This is a genomic window from Pseudomonas sp. NPDC007930 (genome assembly GCF_042958985.1).
Classification (GTDB): Bacteria; Pseudomonadota; Gammaproteobacteria; order Pseudomonadales; family Pseudomonadaceae; genus Aquipseudomonas.
In genome coordinates this window covers 409,161-421,969 of sequence record NZ_JBIBKC010000001.1, presented here as the reverse complement: position 1 = coordinate 421,969, position 12,809 = coordinate 409,161, and the positions used below count along the sequence as shown (strand labels likewise).

At 64.1% G+C, this 12,809-nt stretch carries 15 protein-coding genes; 10 read left to right on the top strand and 5 right to left on the bottom strand.

The annotated features are described in order from the left end of the window. Positions 1-50 precede the first annotated feature (50 nt). Positions 51-539, bottom strand: coding sequence for a DUF3015 family protein (locus tag ACFZCE_RS01970; protein WP_390935560.1), 489 nt, complete (start codon positions 537-539; stop codon positions 51-53). A gap of 215 nt (positions 540-754) precedes the next feature. Between ACFZCE_RS01970 and ACFZCE_RS01965 the strand changes: the two genes are divergently transcribed. The 4 genes from ACFZCE_RS01965 (at position 755) to ACFZCE_RS01950 (ending at position 4,953) form a co-directional block, all read left to right on the top strand. Then, positions 755-3,196: an AAA family ATPase gene (locus tag ACFZCE_RS01965; protein ID WP_390935559.1), complete on the top strand. Its 2,442-nt coding sequence runs from the start codon at positions 755-757 to the stop codon at positions 3,194-3,196. A gap of 171 nt (positions 3,197-3,367) precedes the next feature. Continuing rightward, complete coding sequence (locus ACFZCE_RS01960) at positions 3,368-3,709, top strand: hypothetical protein (RefSeq protein ID WP_390935557.1); 342 nt, start codon at positions 3,368-3,370, stop codon at positions 3,707-3,709. A 74-nt stretch (positions 3,710-3,783) separates the two neighbouring features. After that, complete coding sequence (locus tag ACFZCE_RS01955; protein WP_390935555.1) at positions 3,784-4,272, top strand: TIGR00645 family protein; 489 nt, start codon at positions 3,784-3,786, stop codon at positions 4,270-4,272. Positions 4,273-4,335: 63 nt separating this feature from the next. Further along, positions 4,336-4,953: an FKBP-type peptidyl-prolyl cis-trans isomerase gene (locus ACFZCE_RS01950; RefSeq protein WP_390935553.1), complete on the top strand. Its 618-nt coding sequence runs from the start codon at positions 4,336-4,338 to the stop codon at positions 4,951-4,953. A 99-nt stretch (positions 4,954-5,052) separates the two neighbouring features. Here the strand turns inward: ACFZCE_RS01950 and ACFZCE_RS01945 are convergent, their stop codons facing one another. From ACFZCE_RS01945 to ACFZCE_RS01935, 3 genes are all read right to left on the bottom strand, one after another. Further along, the gene (locus ACFZCE_RS01945) at positions 5,053-5,298 is read right to left on the bottom strand and encodes a hypothetical protein (RefSeq protein ID WP_390935551.1); all 246 of its coding nucleotides are present in this window, start codon (positions 5,296-5,298) and stop codon (positions 5,053-5,055) included. Positions 5,299-5,366: 68 nt separating this feature from the next. Next, positions 5,367-5,705, bottom strand: a complete 339-nt coding sequence (locus ACFZCE_RS01940; RefSeq protein ID WP_390935549.1) for a zinc ribbon domain-containing protein YjdM — start codon at positions 5,703-5,705, stop codon at positions 5,367-5,369. A gap of 66 nt (positions 5,706-5,771) precedes the next feature. Next, positions 5,772-6,740 (bottom strand): polyprenyl synthetase family protein, encoded by a 969-nt coding sequence (locus ACFZCE_RS01935; protein ID WP_390935547.1) that lies wholly within the window; start codon positions 6,738-6,740, stop codon positions 5,772-5,774. Positions 6,741-7,017: 277 nt separating this feature from the next. On the opposite strand from ACFZCE_RS01935, the gene rplU reads away from it, so the two are divergent. The 5 genes from rplU to ACFZCE_RS01910 all read left to right on the top strand — a co-directional run bounded on the left by rplU (position 7,018) and on the right by ACFZCE_RS01910 (position 10,690). Further along, positions 7,018-7,329: a 50S ribosomal protein L21 gene (gene rplU / locus ACFZCE_RS01930; protein WP_181132426.1), complete on the top strand. Its 312-nt coding sequence runs from the start codon at positions 7,018-7,020 to the stop codon at positions 7,327-7,329. A gap of 36 nt (positions 7,330-7,365) precedes the next feature. Continuing rightward, positions 7,366-7,623, top strand: coding sequence for a 50S ribosomal protein L27 (rpmA, locus tag ACFZCE_RS01925; RefSeq protein ID WP_390935545.1), 258 nt, complete (start codon positions 7,366-7,368; stop codon positions 7,621-7,623). Between the two features lie 201 nt (positions 7,624-7,824). Then, positions 7,825-9,045 carry an Obg family GTPase CgtA gene (gene cgtA, locus ACFZCE_RS01920; protein WP_390935543.1) on the top strand — a complete coding sequence of 407 codons (1,221 nt, stop codon included), beginning with the start codon at positions 7,825-7,827 and terminating at the stop codon, positions 9,043-9,045. A 68-nt stretch (positions 9,046-9,113) separates the two neighbouring features. Then, positions 9,114-10,232, top strand: a complete 1,119-nt coding sequence (gene proB / locus ACFZCE_RS01915) for a glutamate 5-kinase (RefSeq protein ID WP_390935542.1) — start codon at positions 9,114-9,116, stop codon at positions 10,230-10,232. Further along, on the top strand, positions 10,229-10,690 hold the full coding sequence (locus ACFZCE_RS01910) for a CreA family protein (RefSeq protein WP_390935540.1): 462 nt from the start codon (positions 10,229-10,231) through the stop codon (positions 10,688-10,690). The genes proB and ACFZCE_RS01910 overlap by 4 nt, the downstream gene beginning before the upstream one ends. 107 nt (positions 10,691-10,797) lie before the next feature. On the opposite strand, the gene rpsT is transcribed toward ACFZCE_RS01910, so the two are convergent. After that, on the bottom strand, positions 10,798-11,067 hold the full coding sequence (rpsT, locus tag ACFZCE_RS01905) for a 30S ribosomal protein S20 (RefSeq protein ID WP_097087348.1): 270 nt from the start codon (positions 11,065-11,067) through the stop codon (positions 10,798-10,800). Between the two features lie 185 nt (positions 11,068-11,252). Here rpsT and murJ point away from each other — a divergent pair, with 185 nt between their 5' ends. Next, entirely contained in the window at positions 11,253-12,791 is a 1,539-nt protein-coding gene (murJ, locus tag ACFZCE_RS01900; protein WP_390935538.1) for a murein biosynthesis integral membrane protein MurJ, read from the top strand. Positions 12,792-12,809: the final 18 nt, after the last annotated feature.

Genomic DNA, 12,809 nt, shown 5'->3' with positions numbered 1-12,809 from the left:
CAATTGAACGAGAAGGCCCGCCTGCTAGCAGGCGGGCCCGGTCAGGCGTTTCAGGCCGCTTCGGCGTACTTGGCCAGGCGGGCGTCGCCTTTCATCACGCCCAGGGTATTGCTGTGCACGTCTTCGGCGGTCACGTCAGGGCGGCTGAAGATCTGCGTGAAGTGCTCATGGGTGACCGACTCGAAGTAGGCACGGTCTTCCGGCTTGACGCCCAGCACCACCGCGTAGGTGGTCAGCGCTTCGCCTTGGCCCTTGGCCATGTCTTCGGAAAGCTCGTCCATCATGCCGTTCATGGCGATCCACGACTTGCCGCCGTAGGTCAATGCGCCACTGGTGTTACAGCCGTTGGTGCCGCTGGTCATGCCGAAGGTGGCGTTACCCGAGGTGCCGTTGGTGGTCGAGGCCAGAAAGTGCGCCGGGGTGCCGCGCTGGCCTTCGAACAGCATGTTGCCCCAGCCGCAATCCGGGCCACCGGGGGCCTGGGCCATGGCGTTGAGGGAGGCGACGGTGAACAGGGTGCCGAGCAGAATCCGTTTCATAGTGTTGTTCTCAGTGGAGTGGCTGTGCAGGTAGTGGCCGCTTCGGTGTCGGCCGCGCAGGTTTGAGTCTAGGGCGGCAAAACCGGTTCCGCTGCTTTCTGTCGTTTTATTGTAAAAAACTTGCCCTGGCGCGCTGGCGGCATAAGTGCCTTGCACGGCGGCGGCGGGGAGCGCCAGAATGCTTGCAGTAGCCTGCCCCGAAGTAAGGAAACCCGATGCCTGATTCTGTTGCCGCCAGCCTGCGTCTCGCCCCTGAAGCGCTGACCCGCCCCTATACCGCTGAACAGTTCAGCTTCGAAAGCACCGAAGACCTGGAGCCGTTTCGCGGCGTGCTGGGCCAGGAGCGCGCCGTCGAGGCGCTGCAGTTCGGCGTGGCGATGCCGCGCCCGGGTTACAACGTGTTCGTGATGGGTGAGCCCGGCACCGGGCGCTTCTCGTTCGCCAAGCGCTACCTGAAAACCGAAGCCAAGCGCCTGAACACCCCCAGCGACTGGGTGTACGTGAACAACTTCGACGAGCCACGCAACCCCAAGGCGCTGGAGTTGCCGCCGGGCAGCGCGAGCGCCTTCATCAGTGACATCGGCGGGCTGATCGACAACCTGCTGGCCACCTTCCCGGCGGTGTTCGAGCACCCGTCGTACCAGCAGAAAAAAAGCGCCATCGACCGCGCCTTCAACCACCGCTACGACCGCGCGCTGGATGTGATCGAGCGCCTGGCCCTGGAAAAAAGCATCGCCCTGTACCGCGACTCGAGCAACATCGCCTTCACCCCGATGCTCGAGGGCAAGGCGTTGGACGAAGCCGAGTTCTCCCAGTTGGGCGACGCCGAGCGCGAGCGCTTCCATGAAGACATCGCCGGCCTTGAAGAACGCCTGAACGAAGAGCTCGCCAGCCTGCCGCAGTGGAAGCGCGAGTCGAGCAACCAACTGCGCCAGCTCAACGAAGAAACCATCACCCTGGCGCTGCAGCCGCTGCTGGCGCCGTTGTCCGAGCAGTACGCCGAGAACGCCGGCGTGTGCGCCTACCTGCAGGCGATGCAGGTCAACCTGCTGCGCACGGTGGTCGAGCAGTTCGTCGATGAGCCGAAAAACGACGCGGTGGCGCGCAAGATGCTCGAAGAGCAGTACGCCCCCAGCCTGGTGGTCGGCCATTCCACCGGCGGTGGCGCGCCGGTGGTGTTCGAGCCGCACCCCACCTACGACAACCTCTTCGGGCGCATCGAATACAGCACCGACCAGGGCGCGCTGTACACCTCCTACCGCCAGCTGCGCCCGGGCGCGCTGCACCAAGCCAACGGCGGCTTCCTGATTCTCGAGGCCGAGAAAATGCTCAGCGAGCCGTTCGTGTGGGATGCGCTCAAGCGCGCCCTGCAGTCGCGCAAGCTGAAGATGGAGTCCCCGGTCGGCGAATATGGCCGCCTGGCCACCGTCACCCTGGCGCCGCAGTTGATCCCGCTGCAGGTCAAGGTGGTGATCATCGGCTCGCGGCAGATCTACTATGCGCTGCAGGACCACGATCCAGACTTCCAGGAGATGTTCCGCGTGCTGGTGGACTTCGACGAAGACATCCGCATGGCCGACGACAGCCTGGAGCAGTTCGCCCAGTTGCTGAAAACTCGCACCTCCGAAGAAGGCATGGCGCCGCTCACCGCCGACGCCGTCGCGCGTTTGGCCACCTACAGCGCGCGCCTGGCCGAGCACCAGGGGCGGCTGTCGGCGAAAATCGGCGACCTGTTCCAGTTGGTCAGCGAGGCGGATTTCATCCGCCAGGTGGCCGGCGCGCCGCACACCGACGCCGGCCATATCGAGCGTGCGCTCAAGGCCAAGGCCACCCGTACCGGGCGGGTGTCGGGGCGGATCCTCGACGACATGCTCGCCGGGATCATCCTGATCGACACCGAAGGCGCGGCGGTGGGCAAGTGCAACGGGCTGACGGTGCTGGAGGTGGGCGACTCCGCCTTCGGCGTGCCGGCGCGGATCTCCGCCACGGTGTACCCGGGGGGCAGTGGCATCGTCGACATCGAGCGCGAGGTCAACCTCGGCCAGCCGATCCACTCCAAGGGCGTGATGATCCTCACCGGCTACCTCGGTAGCCGCTACGCCCAGGAATTCCCCCTGGCGATCAGCGCCAGTATCGCCCTGGAGCAATCCTACGGCTATGTAGACGGCGACAGCGCCTCGCTCGGCGAGGCTTGCACACTCATCTCCGCCTTGTCGAAAAAACCGCTGAAGCAGTGTTTCGCGATCACCGGCTCGATCAACCAGTTCGGCGAAGTGCAAGCCGTGGGCGGGGTGAACGAGAAGATCGAGGGCTTCTTCCGCCTGTGCGAGGCCCGTGGCCTGACCGGCGAGCAGGGCGCGATCATCCCCAAGGCCAACGTCGCCACGCTGATGCTCGATGAGCGGGTGCTCAGCGCCGTGCGCGAGGGCAAGTTCCACGTGTACGCCGTGAGCCAGGCCGACGAGGCGCTGAGCCTGCTGGTGGGCGAGCCGGCCGGTACCCCGGACGCCGACGGGCAGTTCCCCGACGGCAGCGTCAATGCCCTGGTGGTCGAGCGCCTGCGGGCGATCGCCGAGGTGGTCAGCGACGAAGAACTGAAAGAGGCGGAGAAGGAGCACCAGGTCGAGGCGCTGGCCGAGGTGAAGCCGTGCCAGTGATTAAGTGGCAAGTGGCAAGTGGCAAGCGGCAAGCGGCAAGCGGTAAGTGGTAAGCGCTGGCGGTGGGCTGACCGCCTGTCGGCGGTGTTGGGCCGCGGGCGGATTCCCTTCGCCCGCGGTGGTCTATCCTCAGGCTATCACTTGCATAGACGAGCATGAGGACGCGAGCGCATGGAACACGCGATGAGCTTGACCCGGCAGTGCCTGGGGCTGCAAACACGGATTGAATGCATGATCCGCCCGGTAGCGGGTGACCAGGGTATCTGGACGCTGCTGTTCGCCGCCGGCATGGCCGGTGAACAGCCTTCCGCGGTCAAGGCGCAGGGGCCGTTCCGTGGGCCTAAGGTGGCCGAATCGGTGCTTGGCGCGATCATCGACAGCCTGACCCTACACGGCTACCAGGTGGATGAAGACCCGCAAATCTGGAACGTGCACCTGCACAGCGAGCTGCGCAAGGTAAACGCCGAGCGTGGCCGCCACTTGGGCGAGCAGGTGTGCACCCCCGATCTGTGACGTTTTGCAGCAGCGTTCCCTTCACGTGCAGCCGGGTATACTAGCGGCCTTTTACTGGCCTCCCGTGAGTTGCAATGGAACGTCTGCTCGAAAAAACCATGTACGCCTCCCGCTGGCTGCTGGCGCCCATCTACCTGGGGCTGTCGCTGGGCCTGCTTGCCCTGGGGCTGAAGTTCTTCCAGGAAATCTTCCACATCCTGCCGATGGTGTTCCAGTCGGCGGAGTCCGACCTGATTCTGGTGCTGTTGTCGCTGATCGACATGGCCCTGGTTGGCGGCCTGCTGGTGATGGTGATGATCTCCGGCTACGAAAACTTCGTCTCGCAACTCGACATCGACGAAGGCGCTGAAAAACTCAGCTGGCTCGGCAAGATGGACTCCAGCTCGCTGAAGATGAAGGTCGCGGCCTCGATCGTGGCGATCTCTTCGATCCACCTGCTGCGCATGTTCATGGACGCCGCCAACATCGAGGCCGAGAAGCTGATGTGGTACGTGATCATCCACATGACCTTCGTGATTTCCGCCTTTGCCATGGGTTATCTCGACAAGATCACCAAGCACTGATGTGCTAGGCTGCTGGCTTTTTTCCGGGCTGCAATGTCGCGGCCCGCGCAACGGAGCCTCCTGATGTCCGAACTCAATCTCTCCACCGACGAAGCCCGTGTCAGCTACGGGATCGGCCGCCAGCTTGGCGACCAGATCCGTGACAACCCGCCGCCGGGTGTGAGCCTGGACGCCATCGTGGCTGGCCTGCGTGACGCCTTTGGCGGTGAGCCAAGCCGTGTTGGCGCCGAAGAGCTGAACGCCAGCTTCCGCGTGATCCGTGAGCGCATGCAGGCCGAGCAACAGGCCCAGGCCGAAGCCGCCGCGGGCGAAGGCCGCGCCTTCCTGGCCGAAAACGCCAAGCGCGAAGGCGTAACTACCCTGGCTTCCGGCCTGCAATTCGAGGTGATCACCGCCGGTGACGGCGCCAAGCCAACCCGCGAAAGCTCGGTGCGCACCCACTACCACGGTACCCTGATCGACGGCAGCGTGTTCGACAGCTCGTACGATCGTGGCCAGCCGGCTGAATTCCCGGTCGGCGGCGTGATCGCCGGCTGGACCGAAGCCCTGCAACTGATGAACACCGGCAGCAAATGGCGCCTGTTCGTGCCGAGCGAACTGGCCTACGGCGCTCAAGGCGTGGGCAGCATCCCGCCGCACAGTGCGTTGGTGTTTGAGGTGGAGCTTCTCGCCATCCTTTAAGGATGGTTAGAAGAGTTGCAAGAGGGTAAGCGGCAAGCTGCAAGTGGGGGGGCGGGGCTTTTGGCTTGCCGCTTGCCCCTTCTCACTTGCCCCTTGCCCTTAGCGGCTCGCATTCCCCTCGGGCCGTAAGGCCCGCCCATAGCAAAAAAGAAACAAATTGCGCACCAGCTCCTTGAGCACCACCGGCTCGTTGGAATTGAGCCCGGTGAAGTCCAGGTCGCCCTGATCACGCAGTTCATCCAGTGCTTCTTCTTCGAGCACAGCGCACACCGCACCGGTTTCCCGGTGGAGGATGCGCAGGTAGGGGTGTGGGCGGTCGAGCCAGGCGTCGACGAGGTAAGTCATGGCATTCTCCTTGAGAGCGTTTACCCAATGAGAATAATTACTATTTGCAGAATTGCAAGTGACGCCGGTCAAACCTTTCGCACGAACTCTGATTTCAGTTTCATCGCGCCGATGCCGTCGATCTTGCAATCGATGTCGTGATCGCCGTCGCACAGGCGTATGTTCTTCACCTTGGTGCCGACCTTCACCACCAGCGAGGTGCCCTTGACCTTCAGGTCTTTGATCACCGTTACGCTGTCGCCGTCCTGCAGCAGGTTGCCCACCGCGTCGCGCACCTGGGCGCTGTCGTCGCTGGCGGCTTCAGCGCCGGGTTGCCACTCGTGGGCGCATTCCGGGCACACCAGCGAGGTGCCGTCTTCGTAGGTGTATTCGCTGTTGCAGGCGGGGCAGGGCGGCAGGGTGCTCATGGCGCGTTCTCGGTGGCTGAAAATGAAAACGCCGCGGCAGGCCGCGGCGCGTTGGGCGCGGGTGGCTCAGTAGGTGCGGGCGACGGAGAACTCGGTGAGTTCGACCAGTGCGTCGCGCACCTCGCCGGCCGGTAGCACGTCAAGGCAGGCGATTGCCTTGGCGGCGAAGGCGCGCGCCTGGCTGGCGGTGTACTCCAGCGCGCCGGACGCTTCGACGGCCTGGCGGATGGGCTCGAGGTCGTCGAGGCCGCCCTTCTGGATGGCTTGGCGCACCAGCGCGGCCTGCTCGGCAGTGCCTTCGCGCATGGTGTAGATCAACGGCAGGGTGGGCTTGCCCTCGGCAAGGTCGTCGCCGACGTTCTTGCCCAGGTCTTGGGCGTCGCCCTTGTAGTCGAGCAGGTCGTCGACCAGTTGGAAGGCTACCCCGAGGTGGTCGCCGAACTGGCGCAGCGCCTCGCGCTGCTCATCGCTGGCGCCGGCCAGGGCCGCGGCGGCGTGGGTCGAGGCCTCGAACAGCATCGCGGTTTTGCCGCGGATCACTTCCATATAGATGGCTTCGGTGGTGCTGGCGTCGCGGACCTTGGTCAGCTGCAGCACTTCGCCCTCGGCGATCACCCGGGTAGCGTGGGAAAGGATTTGCATCACCGGCATCGAGCCGAGCTGCACCATCATTTCGAACGAGCGCGAATAAAGGAAGTCACCCACCAGCACGCTCGGCGCGTTGCCCCACATGGCGTTGGCGGTAGAGCGGCCGCGGCGCATGCCAGACATGTCTACCACGTCGTCGTGGAGCAGGGTGGCGGTGTGCAGGAACTCGATGGTGGCGGCCAGCAGGCGCAGGTTGTCGCCGCCGTGGCCAAGGGCCTTGCCGCACAGCAGCACGAGTAGCGGGCGCAGGCGTTTGCCGCCGGCGGAGGTGATGTAGTCGCCGATTTTCGACACCAGCGGTACGCGCGAGGTGAGTTGCTGCTTGATGATCTCATCGACGGCGCTAAAATCGTCCGCCACCACGCGGTAGAAAGCTTGGGGTTGCATCAGCGGCTAAGGCTCCATTAGGGTTGCGCGGCATGCTAGGTGCCACGTGGGGGGCTGTCAAGGCGCGGCCCCGCGCCATGCCAGCGCACCCGGGCGTGCCGCTTGTCCTTCGGCCTTGCGCGGGCCAGCGGCGTTGCGTACAATCGCGCACCCTGAACTTCCTGGGCATCACCTGCCTTACGCAATTGCAGCCAAGGGTTTCCAGCCCGCTGCAGCCATGCCAGCCAACATACCTACTCTAAAGCGCTGGGTGAGCAGGATTATCGGAGAAATATCCATGTACGCTGTAATCGTTACCGGTGGCAAACAATACAAAGTCGCCGAAGGTGAATACCTGAAGATCGAAAAACTGGAAGTCGCCACCGGCGAATCCGTGACCTTCGATCGCGTTCTGCTGGTCGCCAATGGTGACGACGTGAACATCGGCGCGCCTGTCGTTGCCGGCGCTACCGTTGTCGCTGAAGTCGTGTCGCAAGGCCGCCACGATAAAGTGCGCATCATCAAGTTCCGTCGCCGCAAGCACCACATGAAGCGTATGGGCCACCGCCAGTGGTTCACCGAGATCAAAATCACCGGTATTCAGGCCTGAATTTCAGCCTGAAGCCCCAACAGGAGTATTGAACTCATGGCACACAAAAAAGCTGGTGGTAGTACCCGTAACGGCCGCGATTCCGAAAGTAAACGCCTTGGCGTGAAAATTTACGGTAGCCAGGCTGTCAAAGCAGGCAACATCATCGTTCGCCAGCGCGGCACCCAGTTCCACGCCGGCTACGGCGTTGGCATCGGCAAAGACCACACCCTGTTCGCCAAGATCGAGGGCGTTGTCAAGTTCGAAGTCAAAGGCGAATTCAACCGCCGTTACGTCAGCGTCGTCGCCGCTTAATCGCGCCTTCGCTGCAAAAGCCCTGTCTCGCGACGGGGCTTTTTTGTTTGTGGTGAGACTCTTGCAAAGGTTGGCAGCCATGCTGGGTGCCCTGTGTGCCCCACCCGATGCCAGCCCGTGCGCTACCGGCGCTGCCCATTTTCGCAAGAGCCTTATATTTTCTATGCTTTAAAGCTCGCTCACTGGCGAGAGGCGTGAATCATGAAGTTTGTAGACGAGGTATCCATCCGCGTAAAGGCGGGTGATGGCGGTAACGGTTGCATGAGCTTCCGCCGCGAAAAATTCATCGAGAACGGCGGCCCCAACGGCGGCGACGGTGGTGACGGTGGTTCGGTGTTCATGGTGGCCGACGAAAACCTCAACACCCTGGTCGACTACCGTTACACCCGCCACTTCGACGCCCAGCGTGGGCAGAACGGCGGCAGCACCGACTGCACCGGCGCCAAGGGCGAAGACCTCGAGTTGCGGGTGCCGGTGGGCACTACCATCATCGACGCCAGCACCCAGGAAGTGATCGGTGACCTGGTCAAGGCCGGGCAGCGCATCATGGTCGCCCAGGGCGGCTGGCACGGGCTGGGTAACACCCGGTTCAAGTCCAGTACCAACCGCGCGCCACGCCAGACCACCCCGGGCAAGCCGGGCGACCAGCGTGACCTCAAGCTTGAAATGAAGGTGCTGGCCGACGTCGGCCTGCTGGGCTTGCCCAATGCTGGCAAGAGCACTTTCATTCGCTCGGTGTCGGCCGCCAAGCCGAAAGTCGCCGACTACCCGTTCACCACCCTGGTGCCGAACCTGGGCGTGGTCAGCGTCGACCGCTGGAAGAGCTTCGTCATCGCAGACATCCCCGGCTTGATCGAAGGCGCCTCCGACGGCGCTGGCCTGGGTATTCGCTTCCTCAAGCACTTGGCGCGCACCCGCCTGCTGTTGCACCTGGTCGACATGGCGCCGATGGACGGCACCGACCCGGCCGACGCCGCCGAGGTGATCGTCAACGAGCTGGTGAAGTTCAGCCCGGCCCTGGCCGACCGTGACCGCTGGCTGGTGCTGAACAAGTGTGACCAGATGCTCGAGGAAGAGCACGACGCCCAGGTCAAGGCCGTGGTCGACCGCCTGCAGTGGGAAGGCCCGGTGTACGTGATCTCCGCGTTGGCCAAGCAGGGCACCGAGCGCCTGAGCTTCGACATCATGCGTTACCTCGAAGACCGCGCTGACCGCCTCGCCAAAGACCCGGCCTACGCCGAAGAACTGGCCGACCTCGACCAGCAGATCGAAGACGAAGCCCGTGCCCAGTTGCAAGCCCTCGACGATGCCCGCGCGCTGCGCCGCACCGGCGTGAAAAGCGTGCACGACATCGGCGACGACGATGACTGGGACGACGAGGATGATGAAGACGGCCCGGAAATCATTTACGTACGCGACTGACGCAGTACACTTGACGCCGCTCAACAGAGCGGCGTTTTTGATTCCACGATTTGATCAGGTTGATGATGATGCGGAGCAAGGTGACGGGTGCGCGGCGCTGGGTCGTGAAAATCGGCAGCGCATTGCTGACCGCCGATGGCAAGGGCCTCGACCGGGCGGCCATGGCGGTGTGGGTGCAGCAGATGGTCGCGCTGCACGAGGCAGGCGTGGAGCTGGTGCTGGTGTCGTCGGGCGCGGTGGCGGCGGGCATGAGCCGGCTGGGCTGGACTTCTCGCCCTAGCGCCATGCACGAGCTGCAAGCGGCCGCGGCGATCGGCCAGATGGGCCTGGTGCAGGCCTGGGAGTCGAGCTTCGGCCAGCATGGCCGGCACACCGCGCAAATTCTGCTCACCCACGACGACCTCTCCGATCGCAAGCGTTACCTCAATGCGCGCAGCACCCTGCGCACCTTGGTTGGCCTGGGGGTGATCCCGGTGATCAACGAGAACGACACGGTGGTCACCGACGAAATCCGTTTTGGTGACAACGACACCCTCGCCGCGCTGGTGGCCAACCTGGTCGAGGCCGACCTGCTGGTGATTCTCACCGACCGCGACGGCATGTTCGACGCCGACCCGCGCCACAACCCCGAAGCGCAGATCATCTACGAAGCCCGCGCCGATGACCCGAGCCTGGACGCCGTCGCTGGCGGTACCGGCGGCGCGCTGGGCCGTGGCGGCATGCAGACCAAGCTGCGCGCGGCGCGCCTGGCGGCCCGTTCCGGGGCCCATACGATGATCGTTGGCGGGCGTATCGAGCGTGTGCTCGACCGCCTCAAGGCCGGTGACCGTATTGGTACGCTGCTGTCGCCTGAGCGCGGCATGGTCGCCGCGCGCAAGCAATGGCTGGCTGGCCATCTGCAAACCCGCGGTTCGCTGCAGCTCGACGAGGGCGCCGTGCAGGCGCTGCTGGCGGGCCATAAAAGCCTGTTGCCGGTGGGCGTTAAAAAGGTCCAGGGCGGGTTCCGCCGTGGCGAAATGGTCGTGTGCCTGGCGCCGGATGGTCGCGAGGTTGCCCGCGGCCTGAGTAACTACAGCGCCGTGGAGGCGCAGAAGATCATCGGCTTGACCTCCGACGCCATCGAAGCCTCGCTGGGCTACATGGCCGAGCCGGAGCTGGTGCACCGCGACAACCTGGTGCTGGTATGAGGCGCGCGCTGCTGGCGCTGTGCCTGCTGCCGTGGGTGGCCCAGGCCGAGCAGGTGGGCGAGGTGTCTACGGTGTTCAAGTTCCTCGGCCCGAACGACAAGATCGTGGTCGAGGCCTTTGACGACCCGAAGGTAGAAGGTGTGACCTGCTACCTGTCGCGCGCCAAGACCGGCGGCGTGAAGGGTGGCCTGGGCTTGGCTGAAGACCGCGCCGAGGCCTCCATCGCCTGCCGCCAGGTGGGGCCGATCCGCTTCGCCAAGCCGCTGCAGGATGGCGAGGTGGTGTTCAAGGAGCGCACGTCGCTGGTGTTCAAGACCATGCAGGTGGTGCGCTTCTTCGACACCAAGCGCAATACTCTGGTGTACTTGGTGTACAGCGACCGGATGATCGAGGGCAGCCCTCAGAATGCGGTCACGGCGATCCCGATCTTGCCTTGGGCGGCGGCACCACCGCCCTAGTGGCGCGCCTGCCGCGGGGTTTGCAGTGTTTTGGGCGCAGGGCGTTCAAATCAAGCCCATAAAAAAACCGGCCTCAAGGGCCGGTTTTTTCAAGAACGGAACGCGGATCAGGCAGCTTTCAGTGCCTTGACGTGTGCGTTCAGGCGGCTCTTGTGGCGAGCGGCCTTGTTCTTGTGGATGATGCCTTTGTCGGCCATACGGTCGATGACAGGCACAGCCAGGGTGTAGGCAGTTTGCGCTTTGTCGGCGTCTTTGGTGGCGATGGCCTTGACTACGTTTTTGATGTAGGTACGGACCATGGACCGCAGGCTGGCGTTGTGGCTGCGACGCTTCTCAGCCTGTTTTGCACGTTTTTTGGCGGAAGGTGAGTTGGCCACCGTCGAGCTCCTTGGAAAGACTTAGTGTTAAGCAAGCAAATAAGGCCGCGAATCATGCCGACGCCGCGCGCCAATGTCAAGGGTACTGGGTGGGTTCCGCCGAATGGTCGCTGCATCGAAGCGGCTTTATTTCCCGGCGTGGCGGGGTAAACTCTGCGGCCTTCTTCCTGGTGCGCGCATTCTACATGAATCTGCTCAAGTCCCTGGCCGCGGTCAGCTCCATCACCATGATCTCGCGCGTGCTGGGTTTCGTGCGCGACACCTTGATCGCCAGGATTTTCGGCGCCGGCATGGCCACCGATGCCTTCTTCATCGCCTTCAAGCTGCCCAACCTGCTGCGGCGGATCTTCGCCGAGGGGGCGTTCTCCCAGGCCTTCGTGCCGATCCTGGCGGAATACAAGCACCAGCAGGGCGAGGAAGCCGCGCGCACCTTCGTGGCGTACGTGGCCGGCCTGCTGACCCTGGCACTGGCGCTGGTCACCGTGCTCGGCGTGCTGGCCGCGCCCTGGGTGATCTGGCTCACTGCCCCCGGGTTCGCTGACACACCGGAAAAATTCGAGCTCACCAGTTCGCTGTTGCGGGTCACCTTTCCTTATATATTGCTGATTTCCCTGAGTTCGCTGGCCGGCGCGGTGCTCAACACCTGGAACCGTTTTTCAGTGCCAGCGTTCACCCCCACATTGCTCAACGTGAGCCAGATCGCCTTCGCGTTGTTCCTTACGCCGTACTTCGACCCGCCGGTAATGGTGCTGGCCTGGGGCGTGCTGGCCGGCGGCGTGCTGCAGATTCTTTACCAACTGCCGCACCTGAAGAAGGTCGGCATGCTGGTGCTGCCGCGCATCGACTGGCGCCACAGCGGCGCGCGGCGGGTGATGCGCAAAATGCTGCCGGCGATTCTCGGGGTGTCGGTGAGCCAGGTGTCGTTGATCATCAACACCATCTTCGCCTCGTTCCTGGCGGCCGGCTCGGTGTCGTGGATGTACTACGCCGACCGCCTGATGGAACTGCCCTCCGGGGTGCTGGGGGTGGCGCTGGGCACCATTTTGCTGCCGACGCTCTCGCGCACCTATGCCAACAAAGACCGCCACGAGTATTCGCGCATCCTCGACTGGGGCCTGCGGCTGTGTTTCGTGCTGGTGCTGCCGTGCTCGGTGGCGCTGGCGCTGCTGGCCGAGCCGCTGACCGTGGCGCTGTTCCAGTACGGCAAGTTCGATGCCTTCGACGCCGCGATGACCCAGCGCGCGCTGGTGGCCTACTCGGTGGGCTTGCTGGGGATCATCCTGATCAAAGTGCTGGCGCCGGGCTTCTATGCCCAGCAGAACATCCGCACCCCGGTGAAAATCGCGATCTTCACCCTGGTGGTCACCCAGTTGCTCAACCTGGCGTTCATCGTGCCGCTCAAGCATGCCGGCCTGGCGTTGGCGATCAGCGGCGGCGCCACCCTTAACGCCGGCATGCTCTACTGGCAGTTGCGCCGCCAAGGGCTGTTCCAGCCGCAGCCGGGCTGGGCGCGGTTCATCGGCAAGCTGCTGCTGGCGGTGCTGGCCATGGCCGCCGCGCTCTACGGGGTGATGCAGTGCATGCCGGCCTGGGCCGACGGGGTGATGTGGCAGCGCTTCCTGCGCCTGGGCGTGCTGGTGGGCGCGGGCGTGGCGGTGTATTTCGGCGTGTTGCTGGCCCTGGGCTTCCGCCTGCGGGATTTCGCCCGCCGTGGGCTGCATTGAAATCCCCCGGCGGTGCCC